The sequence below is a fragment of the Halorubrum miltondacostae genome (assembly GCF_041379815.1).
Lineage (GTDB): Archaea > Halobacteriota > Halobacteria > Halobacteriales > Haloferacaceae > Halorubrum > Halorubrum miltondacostae.
Genome location: NZ_JBEDNY010000005.1, coordinates 104,794 through 128,154 on the forward strand (window position 1 = coordinate 104,794; position 23,361 = coordinate 128,154).

At 52.9% G+C, this 23,361-nt stretch carries 18 protein-coding genes and 1 pseudogene; 8 read left to right on the forward strand and 11 right to left on the reverse strand.

Annotation, left to right across the window (positions count from 1 at the left end; translation table 11 throughout):
- Positions 1 to 285 precede the first annotated feature (285 nt).
- Positions 286 to 1,338 (reverse strand): RNA-guided endonuclease TnpB family protein, encoded by a 1,053-nt coding sequence (locus ABNG04_RS13940; protein WP_371163002.1) that lies wholly within the window; start codon positions 1,336 to 1,338, stop codon positions 286 to 288.
- A 668-nt stretch (positions 1,339 to 2,006) separates the two neighbouring features.
- On the opposite strand from ABNG04_RS13940, the gene ABNG04_RS13945 reads away from it, so the two are divergent.
- The 3 genes and pseudogenes from ABNG04_RS13945 to ABNG04_RS13955 all read left to right on the forward strand — a co-directional run.
- On the forward strand, positions 2,007 to 2,276 hold the full coding sequence (locus tag ABNG04_RS13945) for an AbrB/MazE/SpoVT family DNA-binding domain-containing protein (RefSeq protein ID WP_371163003.1): 270 nt from the start codon (positions 2,007 to 2,009) through the stop codon (positions 2,274 to 2,276).
- Positions 2,277 to 2,287: 11 nt separating this feature from the next.
- Positions 2,288 to 2,767, forward strand: coding sequence for a type II toxin-antitoxin system VapC family toxin (locus tag ABNG04_RS13950; RefSeq protein WP_371163004.1), 480 nt, complete (start codon positions 2,288 to 2,290; stop codon positions 2,765 to 2,767).
- 131 nt (positions 2,768 to 2,898) lie between these two features.
- Positions 2,899 to 2,985: pseudogene (locus ABNG04_RS13955) on the forward strand (sulfite exporter TauE/SafE family protein); the annotation flags it as partial.
- Between the two features lie 343 nt (positions 2,986 to 3,328).
- Here ABNG04_RS13955 and ABNG04_RS13960 read toward each other — a convergent pair.
- From ABNG04_RS13960 to ABNG04_RS13985, 7 genes are all read right to left on the reverse strand, one after another.
- The gene (locus ABNG04_RS13960) at positions 3,329 to 4,723 is read right to left on the reverse strand and encodes a protein adenylyltransferase SelO (RefSeq protein WP_371163005.1); all 1,395 of its coding nucleotides are present in this window, start codon (positions 4,721 to 4,723) and stop codon (positions 3,329 to 3,331) included.
- A 116-nt stretch (positions 4,724 to 4,839) separates the two neighbouring features.
- Complete coding sequence (locus ABNG04_RS18060; RefSeq protein WP_445972120.1) at positions 4,840 to 4,974, reverse strand: DUF7563 family protein; 135 nt, start codon at positions 4,972 to 4,974, stop codon at positions 4,840 to 4,842.
- 5 nt (positions 4,975 to 4,979) lie between these two features.
- Positions 4,980 to 5,843, reverse strand: coding sequence for a 2-oxoacid:ferredoxin oxidoreductase subunit beta (locus ABNG04_RS13965; protein ID WP_371163006.1), 864 nt, complete (start codon positions 5,841 to 5,843; stop codon positions 4,980 to 4,982).
- Between the two features lie 90 nt (positions 5,844 to 5,933).
- The gene (locus ABNG04_RS13970) at positions 5,934 to 6,341 is read right to left on the reverse strand and encodes a hypothetical protein (protein WP_371163007.1); all 408 of its coding nucleotides are present in this window, start codon (positions 6,339 to 6,341) and stop codon (positions 5,934 to 5,936) included.
- A gap of 3 nt (positions 6,342 to 6,344) precedes the next feature.
- A complete protein-coding gene (locus ABNG04_RS13975; RefSeq protein ID WP_371163008.1) occupies positions 6,345 to 6,674 on the reverse strand; it encodes a 4Fe-4S dicluster domain-containing protein in 330 nt (109 codons plus the stop codon).
- A 40-nt stretch (positions 6,675 to 6,714) separates the two neighbouring features.
- Complete coding sequence (gene sufB, locus ABNG04_RS13980) at positions 6,715 to 8,145, reverse strand: Fe-S cluster assembly protein SufB (protein WP_371163009.1); 1,431 nt, start codon at positions 8,143 to 8,145, stop codon at positions 6,715 to 6,717.
- Positions 8,146 to 8,319: 174 nt separating this feature from the next.
- Positions 8,320 to 8,616, reverse strand: a complete 297-nt coding sequence (locus ABNG04_RS13985; RefSeq protein WP_371163010.1) for a DUF8152 family protein — start codon at positions 8,614 to 8,616, stop codon at positions 8,320 to 8,322.
- Positions 8,617 to 8,798: 182 nt separating this feature from the next.
- On the opposite strand from ABNG04_RS13985, the gene ABNG04_RS13990 reads away from it, so the two are divergent.
- A complete protein-coding gene (locus tag ABNG04_RS13990) occupies positions 8,799 to 9,599 on the forward strand; it encodes a sulfite exporter TauE/SafE family protein (protein ID WP_371163011.1) in 801 nt (266 codons plus the stop codon).
- A gap of 105 nt (positions 9,600 to 9,704) precedes the next feature.
- Here the strand turns inward: ABNG04_RS13990 and ABNG04_RS13995 are convergent, their stop codons facing one another.
- Positions 9,705 to 10,367, reverse strand: coding sequence for an SCO family protein (locus tag ABNG04_RS13995; protein WP_371163109.1), 663 nt, complete (start codon positions 10,365 to 10,367; stop codon positions 9,705 to 9,707).
- Between the two features lie 81 nt (positions 10,368 to 10,448).
- On the opposite strand from ABNG04_RS13995, the gene ABNG04_RS14000 reads away from it, so the two are divergent.
- A complete protein-coding gene (locus ABNG04_RS14000) occupies positions 10,449 to 11,045 on the forward strand; it encodes an IS6 family transposase (protein ID WP_371163110.1) in 597 nt (198 codons plus the stop codon).
- Positions 11,046 to 11,364: 319 nt separating this feature from the next.
- Positions 11,365 to 14,709 carry a PAS domain S-box protein gene (locus tag ABNG04_RS14005; RefSeq protein WP_371163012.1) on the forward strand — a complete coding sequence of 1,115 codons (3,345 nt, stop codon included), beginning with the start codon at positions 11,365 to 11,367 and terminating at the stop codon, positions 14,707 to 14,709.
- Positions 14,710 to 14,747: 38 nt separating this feature from the next.
- On the opposite strand, the gene ABNG04_RS14010 is transcribed toward ABNG04_RS14005, so the two are convergent.
- Positions 14,748 to 16,004, reverse strand: a complete 1,257-nt coding sequence (locus ABNG04_RS14010) for an RNA-guided endonuclease InsQ/TnpB family protein (protein WP_371163013.1) — start codon at positions 16,002 to 16,004, stop codon at positions 14,748 to 14,750.
- A gap of 467 nt (positions 16,005 to 16,471) precedes the next feature.
- Here ABNG04_RS14010 and ABNG04_RS14015 point away from each other — a divergent pair, with 467 nt between their 5' ends.
- Positions 16,472 to 20,644 (forward strand): PAS domain S-box protein, encoded by a 4,173-nt coding sequence (locus ABNG04_RS14015; RefSeq protein WP_371163014.1) that lies wholly within the window; start codon positions 16,472 to 16,474, stop codon positions 20,642 to 20,644.
- Positions 20,645 to 20,744: 100 nt separating this feature from the next.
- Complete coding sequence (locus ABNG04_RS14020; RefSeq protein WP_371163015.1) at positions 20,745 to 22,151, forward strand: ATP-binding protein; 1,407 nt, start codon at positions 20,745 to 20,747, stop codon at positions 22,149 to 22,151.
- Positions 22,152 to 22,467: 316 nt separating this feature from the next.
- Here ABNG04_RS14020 and ABNG04_RS14025 read toward each other — a convergent pair whose 3' ends face one another.
- Positions 22,468 to 23,142 carry a helix-turn-helix domain-containing protein gene (locus ABNG04_RS14025; protein ID WP_371163016.1) on the reverse strand — a complete coding sequence of 225 codons (675 nt, stop codon included), beginning with the start codon at positions 23,140 to 23,142 and terminating at the stop codon, positions 22,468 to 22,470.
- Positions 23,143 to 23,361: the final 219 nt, after the last annotated feature.

A 23,361-nucleotide genomic window follows, 5' to 3' on the forward strand; every position in this document is an offset into this window, starting at 1 on the left:
TTCCCTTCCACGGAGAAGAGTACATCGCGGCCTTGACTTCCTCCCACGGCTGAAGCCGTGGGATTCCCCGATGGGGATATTAGGGTTGCGCGTTTCCTCGGCGGCTCAGATACGCTTTCGCGTGGCCAGCGTCACAGGTCGCCGCCCGATTATTACCGAGGGCGTGCTTTCCAGCGCGTGGAGCCGGGTCAAAGCGGCCTTCCCACCTGCACGTGGCAGGCGACCGCGAAGCGGTCGGCAGGGTGTTCAGCCTGCTGGGCTGTACGGTTCGCGTCACCCGAAGTGTTACGCCGTACATGGGTTACCCTCTCGTTGACTGATATTCTCAGCCGCGTTCAAGTCAGCGTGCCGCACATACCCACAGTGCGGGCACTCGAACTTACTCCCGTCACGCCCGACAAGTTCATCACACTGACTACACTCCTGACTCGTATTCTCAGGATCTACTTTCTCAACGCGGATGCCTACTTTCTCAGCCTTGTACGTGATGAACTGTTGAAGTTCGAAGAACGGCCACGAGTGGACACCCTTCCACTCGCTACCGTTACGAATGCCGTCAAGTTCTTCGAGTTTGATGACGGGATTTTCGAATTGACTGGCGTATTCAACGAGTCGTTTCGAGAGGGTGTGATTCGCGTCTTGTATGCGGCGGTACTCCTTGTTACCAACGTGGTCACGTGCGCGAAGCGCACCCGCCTCTTGAAGCGAATCACGAAGGGAACGGTAGTATCGCCGCACGAATTTGTACTCTTTCCCACTCACAAGGAACGACTCAGCACTCGCGTCGTCTGGCGTTGCCGCGAGGATGTAGTTGTGACCAACATCAACGCCGATCGGAGTTTCTTCGCCTGCTTGCTCTTCGTCGTATTCGACAGTGAACGAGCAGTGCCAATCGTCACCTTCCCGCCAGACGCTGAGTTTCGTCTTCTCCGCTTCACCATCGAGAAGGGCATGGACGGGTTCTTGGATGCTGTCGTGGACGTGGATTGGCGTGTACCACCACTCACTAACACACGGGAACCCAATAACGACAGACCCGTTGGCTGTCGTGTCGATCTCCCAGTTCTGGTTGTTGACTTCGATGGGCTGTTCGCCCGTGTATTCGATGGGTTCGTCGTCGTAGTCGCTTTTCGCGTTCCGGATTGCTTGGTTTTGGAGTGCTGAGTAGAGTGGGTTGTCGATGTCGCCAGTCGTCACGGACGAGGTGAGCGAGTCGTCTTCCCAGCCGTCTACGAGCCATTGTTTGCACTCTCGGAGGAGATGGGTGGCGCGTTGCCACTCTTGGCGGCGGGAGCGGCTGGGATTGCGGAACGTGGTTCCCACGCTCACTTCGACCATTACACGTGTAACGTGCTGTTTCAGGTTTGTAAATGTTGGTGGTTCAGAACGGTGGAATATCCAGCCGAGCGTCCGAGCGTGGAACGTTTCCCTGTTGTCGGCTTCATCCCACGGCTAAAGCCGAGGGCTTTCGCCTCGATCACTGTGATCACGACGACAGCTCGGACTGAGGCCGTTGAACTCACCACCAACAGGCTCGAACGGGGGCAGCTTCCCCGAACGTCCTACGTGTCTCCGTGGTCGGTCCTCACGCTCAAGGATTGGATGATCACAAAACAACCCGCAGAGGCGACTGACGCGACCGTCGATGGGGTGCGGCAAGAGTTGGATACATATCTTAAGACCAGATAATCAGAATTTGGGGCGGTTACATATACAGTTTTCATCGACCGGCTGTTTCAGGCGAGAATATATCTGAAGAATAGGATTTCAACAGAGCCGAATCGCTCAGTACAGGGAACTGACGTACCGATTAGTCGGTTGATCTATTCAATATCTATCAAGAACGCTGTGCGAGATACAGAGGATGTAGTCAGCACCTGAGCAATGTTATTTTCTCCGCCTATATCCTGAATCATCCGGTAGGATTCGCTTGCGAACTGATCAGCAGTTCAAATGGCGCAAGAGTTTTGTATGTCAGTATAGTAGTGGGAAATAGGTGATTCAAAATGGGAAAAACTTCATTTGAGGCGATTAACGGAGAAGAGCTCACCCTGAAAGTGGATGATCGGGGGCGGGTAACACTCCCAAAAGAGGTTCGTAACCGATTGGGGATCAAATCAAACGATGAGATTCCGGCGACCCTCGTCGGGTCTGTCCTCGAAGTCAACCCGAAACCGAGCTCAAAGCTGGAGACCGCAACAGCTGGTCGGGAGACATGGGAGGACACAACACCAACTGATGCCGGTGAAACGCTCTTCGGGCCGATGGATCAGTGAGCGACGCTTCGATGACTGATTCTCTCCCGACCGAAGTGACGGTTCTTACAGACGTGAACGTGCTTGCGATTGCGCTTACTGATGATCACCCCGCACATAACGAGGTGTATCCGTGGATACAGAACGCAATTGATGGGCCGAACGTGTTGCTTGTGTTCGATTACTACCCATTGCGAGCACAGTATGTGATGACAAGCAATTTTGGAGTCGATGAAGTTGCTGCCCGAAACGCGATTCAATCACTCATTCGAAGCCCCGCACGAATCGTCAATACCACAGAGACAACGTTGCTTGAGGCATACGAAATCAGTGCGGAGAAAAATCACGACATCTACGATTCGTTCATCGTTGCGCTTGCGCGAGCGTACGATGCTGATTACTTGATTACGACTGACGGCGATTTTGACGATTTGTGTGAGGGTGAAGACGTGACATACGCAAATCCAATCCCAGCCGAGAAACGTGAGAAATTGGCACTAATTGACGGATGACTGGCTTGTGATACCCATTCAGACTCTGTTAAGTGATTCGTGAGTCCCCTGTACTGACCGATCCCCAGTCCCGTTTCTCAGCGGGTAGACCGGTGACCGATACCGCTCTGTATTCAGCACGGCTCCAATTCGCGCACGGGCTGATGGCGCTCGGTGTCCATCTTCCACACCCGATGTTCCCGCATTACCAGCCCCTCGGGGGCACGATGGGGCACTGACCCAGCGCTGGATCCTTTTCGCTGGCTCGATACAGGTAACGGCTCCCAGCAACGACTACGAGGGGAAACACGACGGTATCCGGCCTTTAGGAACCCAAGATCCCTACTTCAATCGCCCAACGCAGGGCTCGGTCTAGTTCCACAAACGACAAGTCAATACATATGATACGTTTGCTGAGGCGGTCGAACTCTGGCATAGGAACTTACAATCGCCCGCCTCTCCCTCTAATTTAACACCACCTTGAGCGTCGCTTTGGGGTAACTCACCTCGTTACTGATAGCTGCTGGAAAGTTTGTTGAGACCATGCTGAACTGATGACTGTGTTGATTTGATGACGTCCGCTCATGTGTTACAGTACGTTGTATACTCGGCATCGAACTCTCGTGGCGGTGGTTGCTGGAACTGCGAACCCATATCCTTTGAAGTATAGGGGGTTTCCAACACGGTCAGTAACTGCTTGAGTTTGGATAGCTCTCCAGTTTCGAGATACTCATCCAGTGACTCTTCAACTAGATAATTGCGGGGAATATACCGCGGATTGACCTCCTGCATCAACTCCTCATTCAGGCCGACCGCAGCCAACTTATCCCTCAGCTGCTCGAATTCCGCAGTTGTAAACACCGGGTCATCAAACGTCTTGGGTGCCTCTAATTCGAGGAATGTATTAGTGTAGTCTGCGTTCGTTTTGCGAAGCCACTCCAGGAATTCATCGACGAGCTCTTCCTCGCCATCTGAGCCGATCCCCAGCTTCTTCTGCATCATTGCGTAGTACTGCGCATCAAATCGATCCCCAAATTCGTCTAGCTTGGCTTCGAGTTCACCATACGTGAGCGCTGACTGTGTACACAGCGGTTGGAGTGCCTCCGCGAACCGGTCGAGATTCCACCGCAGGACGGGTCGCTGGTTTCCGAATGCGTATCGCCCGTGCTTATCGATTGAGCTAAAGACCGTCTCCTCGTCGTAGTAATTCATGAAGGCGCAGGGTCCGTAATCAAACGTCTCTCCATCGATGCTCATGTTGTCCGTATTCATCACACCATGGACGAATCCGACACGCAACCAGTCAACAACCATTTCGATCGCTGACTGCATGACTACATCGAAGAACTCTACATATGTACGATCTTTTTTATGTAGTTGCGGGTAGTGCCTGTCAATTACGTAGTCAGTGAACTGCTGTAGTTCGTCGGATGCTCGGGCTGCGACGTACTGGAAGGTTCCGTACCGAATGTGGCTATTCATTACTCGGACTAGGACGGCTCCGGGTTCTGTCCGGCGTCGGTTGACCACGTCGTCAGTCTCGACGACCGCAAGACTCCTCGATGTTTTGACGTGTAGATTCCGCATCGCATACGAGTACAGATACTCTCTGAGCATCGAGCTGACAGTTGCGTTTCCATCGCCTCTTCCAGAGTAAGGCGTTCGACCAGACCCTTTCAGTTGAATATCGTATCTACTCCCATCGTGTACGTGCTCGCCGAGTATCATCGCCCTCCCGTCGCCCAAGATCGTAAAAGTCCCATACTGGTGGCCCGCATATGCCTGGGCGATCGGTTCTTCCAAGCGATCTTGACCTGCTAGCATCTCTGCATCAAGTTTCGCTGTATCCAACCCAAGGTCAGCGCATAGCTCGTCGTTACGAACCACAATTTCGGGATGAGCGATACTCTTCGGTGTCACTCTCGAATACAGCTCCGAGTCTAACTCTTTGTAAGTCGTGTCAAATGAAAAGGTCATTTAGGTCATATAGTGTTCTTCGCTTGCTTTGATAATTTGTACGGCTCATGCCGCCCATGGGTGACAATACGAGTGAATAGGGCCCAATAGAGAGAGAATCTTCATATATCCTCTGTTCACTGTCGTATTTCCTTTCCAATACCAGCATTGGGCGAGCAGGACGGGCATGTAAGAACGACGCCGTCCTTGTCGCCGAACACATGTACAAACTGAGCAGAAATATGCTCGCCACAGGTAGCACAATCAGGCATGTGTATCAGTAGAACTCCCGAACGAGATTCGTTGCATTGTCCGGAGCTCCGTCGGGTATGACCGCCATATTGTCTGAGAGCCCTTCACGCTCTTCGTAGGCAACCGAGTGCTCGTCCTGATAGAGTACACCCTGGTACTCTTTATTTCCATCCATCATCATGTCTGTAGCGTCATCGTAAGCCGTCGGATCGTGGTCTGTCTCGGCGAGATCGACAATCGTGTCTCGGAAGTAGTCGTAGGTATCGACGTCGTTGAACGTCACACAAGGGCTGTAGACGTTGACGAAGCCGAACCCGTCGTGTTCGACGGCTTTTTGAACGATCTCGGTGTGGCGCTGGCTGTCCGAACTGAACGACTGGGCAATGAACGTCCCGCCGGCAGCCAGCGCGAGCGCAAGTGGGTTGACCGGCGGCTGTTTCGGCCCTTCGGGCGTCGTCGAGGTTTCGAAGTCCTCACGCGATGTTGGCGAGGCTTGCCCCTTCGTGAGGCCGTAGATGCGGTTGTCCATGACGACATATGTCATATCGACGTTGCGGCGGACCGCGTGGATGAAATGGCCAGCGCCAATCGAGTAGCCATCTCCGTCGCCGCCGGCGACCATCACTTCGAGGTTCGGATTCGCTAGCTTCGCCCCGATTCCCACGGGAAGGGCGCGACCGTGAACGCCGTGAAGTGCGTAGCTGTGCATATAGGTCCCGATCTTTCCGGAACAGCCGATCCCTGCGACGACGAACGTGTTGTCCGGGTCGTTCCCGGTGTTCGCGAGGGCTTTCATCATCCCGTTCATGGTGCCGAAATCCCCGCAACCGGGACACCATGTTGGCTGCTCGTCGGATTTGAAGTCAGTGAATCTGATGTCAGTACTCATCACCTTACCGTCCCCCTTCGACCGTATGTAAGAGGACATCCTTCGAGCCGATGCTCGCGGGTGTCGGTCGTTGCGTAATCTGGCTTGGTATCATGCTTTCGAGTTCGTGACTGTCGCGATATCGACGTCTGTTATTCCCTGTGCTTCGATTTGGGCCTTCACTGCTGGTGGGAGCGTTTCCAGTGTCTCGTCGACTTGTGGGTTAATCGGTACGCCGTCAACTTTGATCGCAACCAACTTGCCACGGCGACCGTGTGCAGCGACTTCGAATTCGAACGGTCGGTCACGTTCATCCACACTGTGGACCCAGACTTTCGCGACCCCGTTTGCACTCTCCCAGTGAACGCTGTTGACGACGGTGAGACTGCCAGCCGGCGGAACGCAAGAGGAGCCGCATGCTGGGCACTGTGCGGAATGTGGACTCTTACCGATATAGGTGTACTCTGCCCCGCACCGGTAGCACTGGAGTGGGAGGGTCATAAGTGGTTCCTCAATCATCCCTCACAGGCGCCCCGCTCGTCCGGGATCGACATCGATGGCGTCGACGGGACACACGTCGACACAAAGCATACAGTCGATACACTGTGTCTCGTTAATCGGATCGGCTTTGATGTCGCTCTCGGGGTGCCCCGGTGTATCCGTCCACTCGAACACGTCGACGGGACAGTCCTCGAGGCAGGCACCGTCGGCCATACAGATATCGAAGTCGACAGCCACGTGTGTGCCGTGGATTCCCTGCTGTTCCGGTTCGTCGACTGGCCCCCAGACTCGGTGCCCCTCGTGTTTCTCAGCGACATCGCGGTTCGCTTCGAATTGTGGATCGATAGCCATGAGAATTTCTCGATAAGGGTGGCGTAGTCCAGACGAACTACTACCCGAGCGAGCCCTCCATCTCGAGTTCGACGAGCCGGTTCAGCTCGACGGCGTACTCGATGGGTAACTCTTCGGTGATCGGCTCGATGAACCCGGAGACGATCATCTGTTTGGCGTCGTCGTCATCGAGACCACGCGACTGGAGGTAGAAGATGTCCTCGTCGCCGATCTTGCCGACGGTCGCCTCGTGGGCGACGTCGACTTTTGACTCGTTGATCTCCATGTACGGCATGGTGTCCGACGTCGACTCATTGTCGAACATCAGCGCGTCACATTCGACGGCGGTCGAAGAGTTCTCCGCGCCGTCTGCGATGTGGACGAGGCCGCGGTAGTTGGTGCGGCCGCCGTCTTTCGCAATCGACTTCGACTCGACCGTTGACTTCGTGTCCGGCGCGTTGTGGTACACCTTCGCACCCGTGTCGATGTCTTGGCCCTCGCCAGCGAAGGCGATGGTGATGTGATTATCCGAGGCGCCGCGGCCCTTCAGGATCGTCGAGGGGTACAGCATCGTCGCCTTCGACCCCATCGACCCGGAAATCCACTCCATGCGCCCGCCTTTCTCGGCGATGGCGCGCTTCGTGTTGAGGTTGTACGTGTTCTTCGACCAGTTCTGGACGGTCGAGTACTGGACGTGGGCGTCCTCGTCGACGAAGACTTCGACACCGCCACAGTGAAGATTGAATTTCGAGTACTTCGGGGCGGAACAGCCCTCGATGTAGTGGACCTCAGATCCTTCCTCAGCGATGATGAGCGTATGCTCGAACTGACCCATCCCCTCGGAGTTCATCCGGAAGTACGCCTGAACCGGCATGTCTACTGTGGTGTTTTCGGGCACGTAGACGAACGAGCCGCCGGACCAGATCGCGCCGTGAAGCGCCGCGAACTTGTTGTCGCTCGGGGGGACACACTTCGTCATGAAGTGCTCGCGGACGAGTTCTTCGTGATCTTGGACGGCCTCGTCCATGTTACAGAAGATGACGCCCTTCTCCTCCCAGCGCTCCTGCATGTTCTGGTAGACGACCTCCGATTCGTACTGCGCGCCGACGCCCGAGAGCGCGTTCTTTTCGGCCTCCGGGATGCCCAACTTGTCGAAGGTGTCCTTGATGTCGTCCGGGAGCTCCGTCCAGTCATCGACGCCGGCACGAACGTCGACGTCTGGCCGAATGTAGGGGACGATCTCGTCGACGTCGACCTCGCTCAGGTCCGGCTGTCCGGGCCAGTCGGTGGGCATCGGCATCTCCTGAAACTGCTCAAGTGCGCGCAGGCGGCGCTCCAGCATCCACTCTGGCTCGTCTTTGTCCTCCGAGATGACGCGGACCGTCTCCTCGGTGAGCCCCTTCTCGCTTTTGAAGGCGGATTTCTCCTCTTTTTTGAACTCGAAGCGGGCCTCAGTGTTCGTCTCCTTGAGGTCGTCTTGTTTTGAGCTCATCAAAGTATTCTTCAGAGACTACGAATATAAATGTGGTGCGCTGGAACACTCGTTAGTAACTTATAATGGTTTCTTTAACAAAACTAGATAACTTTGTGTAGTTTAATTTGGTTTCTCTACCTAGTAGAACTTAACACGTGGCGAGAGGGCTCTTCCGTATAAACGGGGTTGCTATCACTCGTTATCGAGAACGACTCGACAGCATTCAATCGCCGCTTCGATGTGGCGGTCGGCGACGGCATCGTCCGTTTCGTCAGCCGACTCAAGCAGTGTAGCAACTTGCCGAACCCGTTTCTGTCTGGTTTGGGTGTCAAGATTATCACTAGTAGCATCGCGAGCGACGGCTTCAGCCTCTCCGAGCCATCGGTTCGTCGCTGGCGGGACTGGGCGATCTGCGGTCGCAGTTAGATGGGCCGCCAGTGCGTCGACCGCAGCCTGCGGCTCGGTTGGGATGTCGATTTCGTCTGTCATTGTTGGTGTATTCGCATCCACTGTCAAGAATTGTTGCGCCAAGCTACACTCCAGATGCTTGCGAGCGTCTCTAGTCTAGCACGACCTCTTGTTCGCCTATCGTAACATGTCCGCGGTATCTGTCTGGTCTTGTTCGAGAGACACACCAGACGACACAAACCCGTACGCAACCGAGAACGACTATGATCGAGTCGGTCCTCCGGATTGACGTCGTGCTTTTCGTCCTCATCGGCGTACTGGGCGGCGCGCACTGTATCGGGATGTGCGGTCCGCTTGTGACGATGTACTCGAAGCAAATGACGCCGCAACCTGACGGCGGGGCGGTGACGGCCAACGACGGGCGTGCCGGTCATCTCACGACCTACGAGGTTCGCCAGCACTTCCTGTTCAACGTCGGCCGGGCGACGACGTACGCAATTTTTGGGGCCATCTTCGGCGCGCTCGGAAGCGTCGTGTTCGTCACCGCTGACCAGCTGACACCGATCGCTGATCTCCTGCGGGGTGCTGTCGGTCTCGCGGTAGGGGGATTCATTGTGGCAACGGGCGTTCGGTACGTCATCGGGGGGAATGGAGGCGATATCCGAATACCCGGCGTACAGCGCGTCACGTCGTGGCTTACGACGAGAGTTCACCGACACGTGAACAGCCCGAGTATTGTCGGCCTCGGCGCCGTCCACGCGCTTCTGCCCTGCCCGATGCTGTATCCCGCCTATCTGTTCGCCTTCGCGAGCGGCTCCCCCACCACTGGAGGAATCGCTCTTGGTGCCCTCGGTATCGGGACGATTCCAGCCATCTTCCTCTACGGGACAATTATCCAGTCGATCGACGTTTCCCATCGGCGACGCGTCCATCGGCTGCTCGGCGTGGTGTTCGTCGTGCTGGGGTATGTGCTGTTCGCGCACGGACTGATGGCGCTCGGTGTTCACCTCCCGCATCCGATGTTCCCGCATTACCAGCCTCTCGGGGGTGCGATGGGGCACTAACCGAGTACTGGTCACATTTCGCTGGCTCGATACAAGCGACGGGCTCCAATCAACAACTACAATGCGGAAAATGACAGTAGCTGGCCTCCCAGAACCCAAGAACTGTCACGCGGTGGCCACTCGTTCGAGGTCGTCGACGAGCCGGTCGATGTCGGTTCGCGGGCCCCGTGGGTACGCCCGCTCGATGATCCCTTGCTTATTGGCAAGAATGATGAGCCCGTAGTGCGGGAAACAGTACTCTAGATTCTCGATGTCATCTGCTGGTTGCTTCTCGATCTTCAGACCGAAGTGCTCGTCGTGTATCTCTTGGGCCCGCTCGTAGGTCTCTGTCTGGAGGAAGTGCCAGTTACCCGCGTTGAGGTCAACCCCTTGCTGGCCGGCGTACTCACGGAGGACCTCGGCGGTGTCCCGCTCGGGATCGAACGTGATGGGGAGAAACGCGATTTGGTCGCTGTACCCCGCCTCAGCGGCGGCCTCCTGTCCGCAACGAAGCCGGAGAATGAGTGCGGGACACACCCCATCCGGACAGTTGGTGTAAAATGATGTCCACAGCACCGCGCGCTCGCCCTCGAACTGGGCCGTCGATATCTCCTCACCGTGGATCGGGTCGGGGACAGTAAACTCGGGCATGTTGTCACCGTAGCTCGGGAATGACGCCTCGCTGAGGTCTTGCTCCGGCGGTCCGAGAATGGTTCCTTCGGCGCCACTACTGCCAAGGACACCAAGACAACCGGCAGTGCCGACGGTGACTCCCGCGACGGTGTTCAGATAAGGATTGAAAGGTGAGGCGGTGCGTTTTCAAAGTGTTCTACGCCCGAAAACGACCGCCTCAGCGGCTGTTTAGACGAGATCAACTTAGAGTTTGTGGAGCGAGAGGCAACACCGAGGCTGTTGATGAAGCTCAGTATTCAGCTTCATTTAGCAGGACTATCTCTTTCGAATACTGTTTCGGTTCTTGAGGTATTCGGTGTTGATCGGGTTCGATCCACCGTTCATAACTGGGTTCACAAAGCCGATCTACAGCCGGAATCTGGTCGGTGCCCGAATCATGTTGCGGTAGATGAAACCGTGATTCAGCTTGATGATGAACAATATTGGCTGTACGCCGCCGTCGATCCCGACTCAAACGATTTACTCCATACAAAGCTTGAACCGACAAGAACGAACGTGATCGCAGATCAGTTTTTGGCGGAACTCCGGGAGAAACACGACGTAGATGACGCGATCTTTCTCGTTGATGGAGCGGTTCCACTTCACCGAGCCTGTGAGAAACACGACCTCGATTTCAGATACGAACGACATGGAAATCGGAACAGCGTTAAACGTATCTTTCGTGAAATAAAACGCAGAACTACCAGTTTCTCAAACTGTTTCAGCAACGCCAAAGCAGAAACTGCTGATATGTGGCTCAGATCGTTCGCATTCGCATGGAATCAGCTTATCTGAACACGAGGTTCCGACCTGATCTTACCCTTATTACGAAGTAAAAATATTCGAAGCTACAGATTTTGAAAACTCAGGAATGCCATCGGACGTGGGTCATGTAGAGTATTGTCTTGTTCATCCCGACCCTGAAGGGTCAGGTATTCTTCCTGGATCTGTATAACAAGCTCTTTTTGTCGCCCGTCGGAATACACTGCTTCTATTGTTTTGTTTTGTTATTGACTAATATTTTTCTGATATGTAGCGGGAAGAAGGTCGGCGAACTATCTCGAATGAAAATTTCCTCCGAAGGGCTATATGTGGCACCGTTTGGTTATTATACATGATTGAGTCAACAGGCATTTCGGTCCTTCTCGTTGATGATAACTCCGCTCTTGCGGAACTAACAGCGGACATACTGTCTGAACAAGAGAGCCAATTTACTGTTGAGACGTCTACAAGCGCTCGTGAAGGGCTAGATCGACTTGCCGCAAATGACTTCGATTGTATCGTGAGCGACTATGATATGCCCGGCCAGAACGGTATTGAATTCCTCGAAAACGTACGCGAGGATCACCCCGCGCTGCCGTTTATTCTTTATACAGGTCAAGGGAGTGAAGCGGTCGCAAGCGACGCAATCGCTGCCGGTGTGACTGACTACCTACAAAAGGAGTCTGGAACAGGTCAGTACACTGTGCTTGCCAATCAGATTCGAAATGCCGTGGAAAGACAGCGTCAACGGGAGCATGCCCAAGCGGCTCGCGACAGGTTGCGCCAAATTATCGACATGCTCCCACAGCTCGTCTTCGCCAAAGACGAGACCGGTGAGTTTCTGCTAGCAAACGAGGCCACTGCCGACGCGTACGGAACCAGCGTCGATAACCTCGAGGGTTCTACAGATGCCGACTTCGCTGACTCTGAGGGAGAAGTCAACCGGTTCCGCTCCGACGATCAGGCCGTTATTGAGTCCGGCGAGTCTAAACACATCCCCGAAGAAGTATTTACGACTGCTGACGGAAAAACGCGGCTCTTGGAGACGACAAAGATACCCTACGACCCGGTAGAGACCGATAGCAGCGCTGTGCTCGGAATCTCTACTGATATCACTCAACGCAAAGAACGAAAAAACGAACTAGAGATCCAGTCTGCTGCGATGGAGGCAGCGATGGACGGGATATCGATCCTGAATGAGGACAGCGAGTATATATACATGAACCAAGCCCACGCCGATATCTTCGGGTACGATGCCGATGAACTCATCGGCAGCACTTGGCAACGACTGTATGGTGACGACGAGATTAGGCGGATCGAACGGGAGGTCTTACCAATAGTCGAAAATAAAGGGGAGTGGCGAGGCGAGACTGTGGGCAAGCGACGCGACGAGACCTCTGTCTCTCAGGAAATCACACTCTCACTGCTTGACGATGGCGGCCTTATTTATACAAACCGGGACATCACTAAGCGCAAAGAGCGCGAACAGAAACTTAAACAGACGAATACTGTCCTCCGTACAATCGTTGAGAACCTGCCGATGGGTGTGCTCGTTGAAGATGCCGAACGTGACGTACTCATGGCAAATGACCTACTGGGCGAGACACTTGGCAAACCTATCGATAGTGACCAACTTGTTGGGCGTGACTGTGCCGCGGCAGCTGAAGAGCTCAAAAACCAGTTCGCCAATCCAGAGAGGTTTATTCAAGGCATAGCAGATCGGATTGAACAGCGGGAGGCGGTTCAAAACGAGGATCTCACCCTCGCAGACAATCGCGTTGTTGAACGCGATTACGTGCCGTACACCCTGCCAGAAGGAGAAGCGATTCTGTGGCTATACCGTGATGTAACAGAACGAAAGCAGCGAAAGGAGGAAATTGAACGGAGCCGTCAGTTTCTGCGAGACACACAGGAAGTTGCAGCTGTCGGTGGTTGGGAATTTACTATACAGTCAGAGTCTTTGAGATGGTCAGATAAAATGTACCACATTCACGGGGTGTCACAGGAGACTGATGTGACATTCGAAGACGCAATTGAATCCTACCATCCGGAGGATAAAGAGACCCTTCGAAAAGCCATCAACCGTCTCACAACCGAGGGCGAACCGTACGAATTGGAGGTGCGAATTCTCACAGCAGAGGATGATGTGCGGTGGATAAGCGCCCTTGGAGAACCGGAATATGAAGATGATAAAATCCTCGCCGTCCAAGGGACGTTCCAAGACATCACCGAGCGAAAGGAACGCGAACAGGAGCTTCGGATGGTCCGTGAGCGGTTTGAACGATTTGCCGGTAATGTCCAAGACGCGTTTTTCTTATTACCAACTGACTACTCCCAAACCAAGTACGTGAATCCGGCAGTGGAAACAATCTATGGGATTACACCTGAGGAAGCCTATGATGACCCGACGGCTTGGCTGCGACACGTCCATACCGATGACAAGGGCGAGTTGCTCAAAAATCTGGAAGCCCAAAAAGATGGAACAGTAGAGTGGCCAATCGAGCAGGAGTTCCGTGTTAACCATCCCGACCGTGGGGTACGCTGGGTACAGGCCCGCCTCGAAGTAATCACCAACGAGAACGGCGATCCGTTTCGGCTTACCGGTATCACGACCGACATCACCAGACGAATAGAACGCAAACAGCAGTTAGAACAACAAACAGAGGAACTGGAGCATTTGGCGAATAAATATGAATTACAGTACCGAACGCTGTTCGAGGAAGCCCCAGTAATGACGGTTCTCACTCGATCTGAGGACGACCGGCCGATTATTGAGGACTACAATAGCCAGTTCGTCGAGACACTTGGATACGATGCGGACGTAATAACCGGCAGCGAACTCACAGAATTCTACACATCTGAGTCAGAAAAAGAATTACAATCTGGAGGATATAGCCGATCAATTAACGGTCAGTTCTCCAGAGAGAAGCGCGATCTAGTGGCTAACGATGGTGAGGTGGTAGAGGCTCTCTTGCGCTCGGTACCACGTCGTACAGCAGATGGTGAAATCATCGGAACGGTAGCGATGTATATCGACATCACCGAACGTGAGTCGGTCAAGCGCACAAACAAACGGCTGGAGGAGTTCACAAGTGTTGTTTCACACGATTTAAGAAATCCACTACAAATCGCCACGGGGGGAATTGAAATGGCATCCATAGAATGTGACAGCGACTATCTGGATGAGGCAAAGAAAGGTCTCAAGCGGATGGAGACGCTGATCAACGATCTTCTGACGCTAGCTCGTGAAGGAAAAGAAGTGACTGACGCACAGTCGTTCGATCTCGATACAATGATTAATAGCTGCTGGGAGACCGTTGACACGGGCCAAGCAGCATTATTCAACAATACCGAACGGAGTATATTTGCAGATAGAAGCCGCCTCAAGCAGGTGTTTGAAAACTTGTTTCGAAACGCAATCGAACACGGCGGATCTGATGTGACTGTGACGGTCGGGGAACTTGACGACGGGTTCTATATTGAGGACGATGGTCCGGGTATTTCGTCCGACGAATATGATGATATCTTTGAGACCGGATACTCAAAATCGGCAGAGGGAACCGGATTCGGGCTAAGTATTGTCAAAGAGATCATCACCGCTCACGACTGGCAGATTCGTGTCACAGGCGGGAATGACGGTGGAGCCCGGTTCGAGGTTATCGATGTCGAATTTGAGAAAACGTCAGAGGAGGTATAGTCGGTACTGCTCTGGTCAACTACCCCACCCTACTTCGCTCAGTCTGACGACTTCGCTCGTTGAGGGTGGGGCTTGTCCGTGAACTCGGTCTCAAACCCATCTGGGTGGGCGGTGAATCCGCCACTTGGCGTCACTGTTCCAGACTTGAGGGCAAGTTGACTGTTGCCCGTCCGCCGAGACGACTGTTGGCCTCGACGGACATACCGCATCCCGATATTCTTTGCTGCATTGTAGTCCGCGTTCGCTTCTGACCCGCACTTCACACATCGGAAGTCGTTGCGAGTCGGGCGATTCTCGTCTGCCGTGAACCCACACTCAGCACATCGCTTCGACGTGTAAGCCGACCCGACTTGCTTCACAGAGAGTCCTTCTGCTTCGGCTTTGTACTCTACTTGCTCGTAGAGCGTTCGGAACGCCCACTTGTGCCCCCATGACGCGCCTGTGCGGTCACGGATGTCGGTCAAGTCCTCGAAGGCTATCACGTCGCACTCGTACCGAAGTGCTTCGTCCACGATGGCGTTCGACGCCCGGTGAAGCACGTCGCGGACGTAGCGAAGTTCCCGACCACTCGATTGTTCGAGCGTTCGGTGTGCACTTCGTGTTCCGGTCTGTTGGAGTCCAGCGCGCACTTTCTCGAACTCGCGGAGGTTGTGGGTTAGCTCCCGCCCGCTGAAGAAGTAGGCGGTGCTGGTGACGGCGAGGTTTTTGATACCGAGGTCTACCCCGAGAACCGTTCCGTCCTCAGCGGTGTTCCGTTCGATATCGGTCTTGGGTCGGCGGAAGCCGATGTGCAAGAAGTAATCGCCGTCGCGGGCTGTGAGCGTGCTTTCCGTAACGCTCCACTCATCGGAGTCGAGGTACTGCCGTTGGTAGCCATCGTCGTCATCGGGAAGCACAAGGTCGCACCGGACTCGGCTTTCCGTGGTGGAAAGTGACACAGTGTCGTCATCGAACAGTGTCATCGTCCGAGTGTCGTACTTCACCGTGGGTGCGGTGAAGGTGGGCTTACCCACCTTCTTTCCCTTCGCCTTCCGTTCGATGCAGCCGGTGATGGCTTGGGCGGCTTGGTGGGTGGCGAGAATCGCGTGCTGACTGCCGAGGGGGGTGTGTTCGCGCACCTCGTCGTAGGCGAGGGGCTGTACGTCGCTCTTGGCGTTGTACTTACCCCACGCCATTTCCGTGGCGATTTGGCAACCCTGCTTCCACTCGGTGATGGTGTCTTCGAGCAACTCGCGTTGCTCGTCTTCTACCGAGAGGCGGGTGATTGCCGTCCGACGCACGTAGTCGTCTGCCACAGTTTCAATGTAGTTCCGGGGCTACTTATAGTTCAGTGTTCTTCTTTTATACGAACGCGCTCCTCCCCTCCCTACCGCTCGCTCTGCTCGCGCTTGAGGAAGGGGACTCCGCGCTACCGCTTCAGTTGAATCCGCAGGATGCGTCGGTATTGAGCCACTCTGTACTTGACTCAGGAGCGCTATCGAGAAAATTCGGGGATGGGATCTTTGTAGAGAGAGTCAGTATCGAGATCATTAGGTGGATCGATCTAATATCTCGACGGTGAAAAGCGAAATAATCGCGCCTTCAGAGATCGTGATCTCCGTGCTGTCATCGGATTCGACAGAGCAGATACAACTGCTATCGCCGGTGAAGCGGTCGAAGTCGGATCATGAATCACACGGTCTTTTGACCGTCTCGTTCCTTATCGCAACGCTACCTCCAAATCATCCAACAGATTAATATTCGCTTGTTTCGATAGTTACTTATGAATATTAGCAGCCAATCAAGCAGTGAAGTTAATTCGTTAGCCTTCGCTGAAACCATTGGCGGCGCGAGGTCAAGTGAAATAGTTGTTAATAACCTACTGTTGCTAGCTCAGTCGTTTTTTCCTAACTCGGCGGTTGCTTTCTACAAAAATGGTACTGAACCAGATCCGGCTACAGAACTTAGCCCACAAAAAACTACAGACAACTTTGGAAATGTTAGACAAAAAGCTGTGTCAGTATCAGTTGTACGTTCTGTTATTGAGAAAGGCCAATCACAGCGGCGTACTGACTTGGAAACAAAGAGCCTCAGTGAGACTAATGAAGGTACCCCAACAGAGGTTTTTCTACCTGTAGGTGAACATGGCGTATTACGAGTTGGTATGTTGAATGAAGACCATTTCCCCAGTGGTGAGCTTTCGCGGCTGACCCAGGCCACATCTGCGGCTACAGCAGCGCTTGACCGACTGACCCAAAATAACGGAGTAAATGAGGACAAACAACAGCACACAGTCGAATTTGATGCGGACTCACTCGAGCAAATCTATCAGCCTAAAACAACTACAGATAGTCACGAGACGATCGTCACACAGCTACTCTCACTTGGTCAGGATTACGTCGGACTTGACACTGGAATTCTAACGAAAGTAGAGAACTCTACAATCGATATTGAGTACACGGTTGGTTCGACGACTGAACGCGAAAAAGAGACGACACACGATATTACAGATCAACTGTGTGAAGCCACACTCAATCAAGACCTTCTCCAATCTGTATCGTTTGCCGACGCGTCTATGGAGAATTACAGAACCCATCCAGCGTCAGGGAACAGCCTCGCGTATATCGGCGTCCCAGTCTTTGTTGATGGAGATCTATACGGAAGTGTCAACTTTACGAGTAGCGAGCCGCGGTCAGAGACGTTTAACCGCGACGACCACGAGTTTATTACCCTTCTCGCACAGCGGATTGGGATTGAAATCGAACACCAGAACCAACTGATAAATGTCGAACGGTACGAGACTATTCTTCAAGCGGTTGATGACCCAGTATATGCGCTCGATGCTAATGGAAAATTCACATTTGTCAATGATGCCGCAGAGCGAGAATTTGGCTACGGAGAGGACGTGATCGGTGCAGACCCATCAGTTGGGATGGATCAAAACGACATCGCTCATATCCAATCGCAGATTGATGATCTAATCACGACGGATCAGCGGTCAAAACGATCGGAATTTGAACTTAAATCGCGTAACGGCGAGCCTGTTATTGTCGAGAACCGGATCGCATTAATTGGCGAAAATGAATTTCGTGGGACAGCTGGTGTCCTTCGAGATGTTACCGGTAGAAAAGAACGAGAGCGGCAGTTGGCCTCGTTTCAAAGAGCAATTGAGCAAGGTGCTGATGGCGTCGCTATTCTGGACGACGAGGAGTACGTTTACGTTGATGACACTCATGTCGAAATGTACGGATTTGACAGCAAAGAACAACTAATTGGGTCAACGTGGCACACGCTGTACGACGATTCTGAGATCTCTCGGCTTGAAGCAGAAGCCCTCCCAGCAGTTGAGTCCGACGGACACTGGCGCGGACAGGTCACAGGTCAACGTCCCGACGGAACAACTTTTCCCACTGAAATCTCCCTAACTCTGATCGATGACGGCCGGATTGTATGTACTGCTCGCGACGAGACCGAGCAACAAAATCAACAGCGTGAGCTCAAACTTTTCCAGCAGGCTATTGAACAGGCGGCTGATGGCGTCGCAGTTCTTAAAAATGACAAATACACGCACATTGACAAGACACATATTGAGATGTACGGTTTCGAGAGTAAGGAGGAGTTGCTTGGAAACTCTTGGCGCAAACTGTACGATGACGCTGAGATCGAACGGTTCGAAACCGAGGTCTTCCCAGCCCTCGAAGCTGACGGGCACTGGCGTGGGCCGGTCACGGGTACCAAGCCTGATGGAACGACGTTCCCTGCTGAACTCTCTCTGACAATCATCGACGATGGCCGCCTCGTCTGTACTGTCCGGGACGAAACGGACCGCAAAGAACGCGAGCGTGAGCTGGAACTGAAAGAGCGGGCGATGGATGAGGCCACTGTCGCCATCCAGATCGCTGACGCAACAAAAGACGACAATCCGTTAGTGTACGTTAACGAAGGGTTCAAAAAAATAACTGGATACGAGCCAGAAGAGGTACTCGGCCAAAATCCACGGTTTCTCCAGGGTGACGACACCGACCCAAAAAATAAACAGAGGCTGCGCGAGGCGATTAGGCAAGAAGAACCGGTCTCACTTGACATTCAAAACTATCGAAAAGACGGGACACGGTACTGGAGTCAGCTCTCAATCACGCCCGTTACAAACAAACACGGTACTGTTGAGAACTACATCGGCATCCAGCAGGATATTACTGAACGTAGAGAGCGCGAACAGAAATTGCTTGCAGAGCGCGAACGATTCCGATTATTGATCGAAAGCGTTGACGAGTATGCATTCCTTGCAATCAATGAAAACGGGCAGATCCAGACGTGGAACGAAAGCGCCAAACAACTGTTCGGATACAATCACGAAACGGCACTTGGGATGGATGTCGCTACACTCCATCCGCCTGTTGATCGAGAATCAAAGATCCCAGAGAGACTACTTCAGCAGGCCAAATTCACCGGGAAGAGCTCTCACGAAGGATGGCGGGTGACAGCTGATGGGGACCAGTTCTACGCTGATACACGGTACGTTCGGCTTGAGAACGATGAGGGGACGTCTCATGGGTACGCACAGATTGTCCGGGACATGACTGAACGACGCCAGCAGCGGCGTCGCACTGAGCGGTTCGTTGAAGAGTCCGAGGACGTGATCGCGGTCGTCGGGACAGACGGGACGTTTACTTACGTTAGCGGCTCAGCACAAACTGTTCTTGCGTATGACCCAAATGAAATGCTCGGTGAGAATATCTTCGATTACGTCTATGAGACTGAACGCGAGCAGTTGATGCAGACGTTTTTCGCTACTGTCGAAAACACGGATGCTGACCAGCAGGCAGAATGTCGATTCAAGTCGGGTAGCGACGACTGGCTCAATATTGAGTTACAGTGCCGGAATATGTTGGACGACGACGCTATCAACGGAATGCTACTATATCTCCGAGATGTTACCAACAGTAAGCGGCGTGCGCGGCGATTTGAGAGTATCTTCAATCAGACGTTCCAGTTTGCGGGGTTATTGGAACCTGACGGAACAGTCATTGAGGTGAACGACAGTGAAATAATACCCGCTAACGACCAAAATGATAGAATTGTCGGAGATCTATTCCACGAAACCCCCTTCTGGACGCACTCAGAGACAGCACAAAATAACGTACAGGATGCGATCATTCAAGCGAAAAAAGGTGAGACTGTTCGATTCCAAGCAGAGATGCAAGACGCGTCTGGTCTCGCGACGGTTGACCTCTCAATAAAACCGGTCATAACGGATGAAGGAGATATTTCTATGCTTGTCGCAGAGGGTCGCGACATTACCGACCAACAGCACCGACGCCAGCATATTGATGTCATTCATCGGGTGATGCGGCACAATATGCGAAATGATTTATCAAAACTTCGTGGCTGGGCACAGCAAATGAGTGAGGAGCCAGAGCCGAGCACGCGTGCCGAACATCTCGCAACGCTCGAACGGATATTCGACAAGTGGGAGTCGATGATTGATCGTATAAAACAGATACGTCAAGCGTCTCAACAGTCAAATAGAGGAACTGGTGTTGATGCCGGCTCATTAATTGAGGACGCCGTGGCTCCGATCAACGAACAGTACCCTACCGCAACTATTTCAACTGATATATCAGTTGACGCGTCAACACAAGTGCCGGCGATATTGCTTGACGCTGTCCGAGAACTTGTCGAGAACGCAGCTAAAATAGACACTGACGCTACAATTAATATTGAGATCACCCCAGCTGAAAACGAGTGGGTTGAACTCCGTGTCTGTGACGACGGACCCGGTCTCCCAGAAATCGAGGCCCATGCCCTCGAGACTGGAAACGAAACTGATCTTAATCATGGGCAGGGCCTTGGATTGTGGATGGTTCGGATGATCACCACACAGATAGGCGGAGATATCTCGGTTGAACTGAGTGGGAAGGGAACAGAAATCAACCTCCACATCCCTACTAATTGACCACAAAGTAGTACGTGTCTAAGTCCAGAGGGGTAACAAACGGTATGTGGGTGCGTCTACATTATTATGTATGTCTAGACTGCGAGGATCAGTCGCGGTCATGATACTCGGTGGTCTGCTATTGACCATATCCGTTGGCCACCACGTGCGAGAGATCAATGTAATCTCCACTCGACTTGGACCGGCGATCGCACTATTTTTAGACGGGAGCCTCAGTCTTGGATTAATATATGCAGGATACTGGCTTCGTCAGAGAAATTTGACCCCTACAACAGAATGGTCCGTTGGTATTTGGACGATTCTGGGTTGTCTTGTAGGAGCTACTATTGCGGGAATGACAATTGTAGTACAGGTAGTTGAGGGTCGGCCTCTCGTAGAACCGCAGTTCAGATTGCTTGTTTCCGGGGGTGGTGGCGCGTTAGTACTGTTTACTGCCGGATACTACGCGGCCCGTCAACAAACGCTCAATCACCGGTACGAAACCCTGTTCAATAATACGATCCAAATAACCGGTCTCTTACGATTAGATGGGAGCATCATTGAGATCAACGATACGGCACTAGAGTTTGGTGATCTTGAGCGTGACACCGTCGTAGATAAGCCGTTCGACGAGATCTCGTGGTGGACCCACTCCGAAGAAGTTCAAGAGAATATCCAAGATGCGATAGCACAAGCAAAAGAAGGCGGATTTGTTCGTTACGAAACTGAAGCGAGGGGTGCTGATGGTCTTCGAACTATTGAGATTTCAGCGAAGCCAGTCACTAACGCGAACGGTGATGTCATACAGCTCATCGTGGCTGGCTACGATATAACTGACAAACAGCGGCAAAGAGAGCACCTCCGAGTTCTCCACCGGTTGATGCGCCATAACATGCGAAACGATTTGATGAAAGTTAATGGCTGGACACAGATGGCTGCGACAGCGGCCTCTCATGAAGAGCGTATGTCTCACGCAAATAGAGTCAAAAATATCTTGGACTCGTGGGAAAAAATGACAAATGAGCTGAAAGAAGTTCAAAAGTTAATTGAATTAAAATCTGAGCAACCAGATCATAAAATAACCAGTGATTTATTAACAGATATTGTTAAGTCACAACAATCTAAACACCCTGGAGCCGAAATTTCGCTAACACTAGACACTCCATTTGCCGGACGCATCCCAGGGTATATAAAAAAAGCAATCATCGAAGCAATTGATAATGCCGTGGCGGCAAGCACCGAAGAAACACCAAGTGTAGATGTGACGGTATCTAACACCGACAACAATTGGATCAGAATTACGATTGCAGATGATGGGCCCGGAATCCCACCTGCAGAAGCTGCGGTATTAGAAACAGGCAAAGAGTCCGCATTAATGCACGGTAGTGCCCTTGGAATCTGGAAAATTCGGATGGCAATCAAGCAAGCGGGCGGAGATATCTCTGTAGATGATCTAAATAGCGGGACAGCAATTCAGTTTCAAGTCCCAAGCAGAGGCGGACAACGACATTCATTAGCCAGTGTGTGAGTATGAGACTCTCGGATTATATTCAGCACAGCCGCTGGAACGTATTGCGCTTACTCGCTAAGCCCACTCCCTGCTGCGTTATTCGACTGCTTTAATTTTTGTATTACTATTTGACGAAGGGGGCTTAGCAACTATCTTTGAGATCAAACAATTATCTAATAAGCCGGGTTGCCGTTTCTTTTCCGCCCTACTGCGCCCTCAGAACATGGAACATTCTGATATACGAATGGGAGCGACACTCTCGTTAACCTACTCGCTCACCGTGTCCGCTGCGTTGCTATTCAGACAGGAAACTCCACTCGACAGAAGTTGAAGATCATGGCTGCGCTCGTTCGGTCTCTCGATACGCGACGCCGAGGTCGAGGTCCTCGTACATCCGGTCGAGCATTGCCAGCGCAGACTGGAACTGGGCGTAGTTCTCGCGCATATACTCGATTGTCCCCGCTCTCGGGATCACCGGATACCCTTCGACATGCTCAATGTCGAGTGAAAGGCGTGGCTCGAGAACGATCTGTAGCGGTCCGTCCAACTCCTCTCGGGGCTGTCGCTGTAATGCGGTGGGGAGGTCGAATGATTCGAAAAATGCCTCCCAAGCGTCGACGTCCTGTTCACGTACGGCTAAGAACAGCGGATAGTCATCCGGATTCCGCCCAACTTGGTACCCGCCTTGGGTCCACACGTAGACGGCGTCGATCCGCGTGAATGCGAACGGCCAGTCACCGAACTGTGGGATGACGTACGTTTCCTCGATGGAGGCTGGACTGACGCCGGCGCTGGCAGCGACGAGGTCGCGGGCTGCGTCGCGTACTTGGTCGTCGACGACAGTGAGGCCGTCATCATAGGATACGTAGCCTGCGTCTTCGAGTCGATTGACGGCCTGTCTTACTGTCTCATACGGCGTGTGGAGGTGCTGGGCGACACGGCGGATGGAATCACCACTGTCCATGGCGAGGATAGTCTGTGCCGCCGTGTCGTCGAGCACCTCATACATCTGGTGGTTACCAATAATCCGGTAACAGTTAAAAATCTTATCCGACTAGACTTAAAACACGATCTCTCCACTTGTCTCGAGTAGCCCTGATCCCCGCTAAAACACGCGGAACGGCTATAACGAATTCAACGAGCAAGGCGAGCAGAGCGAGAGAAACGAACAAAACGAATAGAACGAATGTGTTGATGGCAACGAGTGAGTTTGATTCAACGAGCGAAA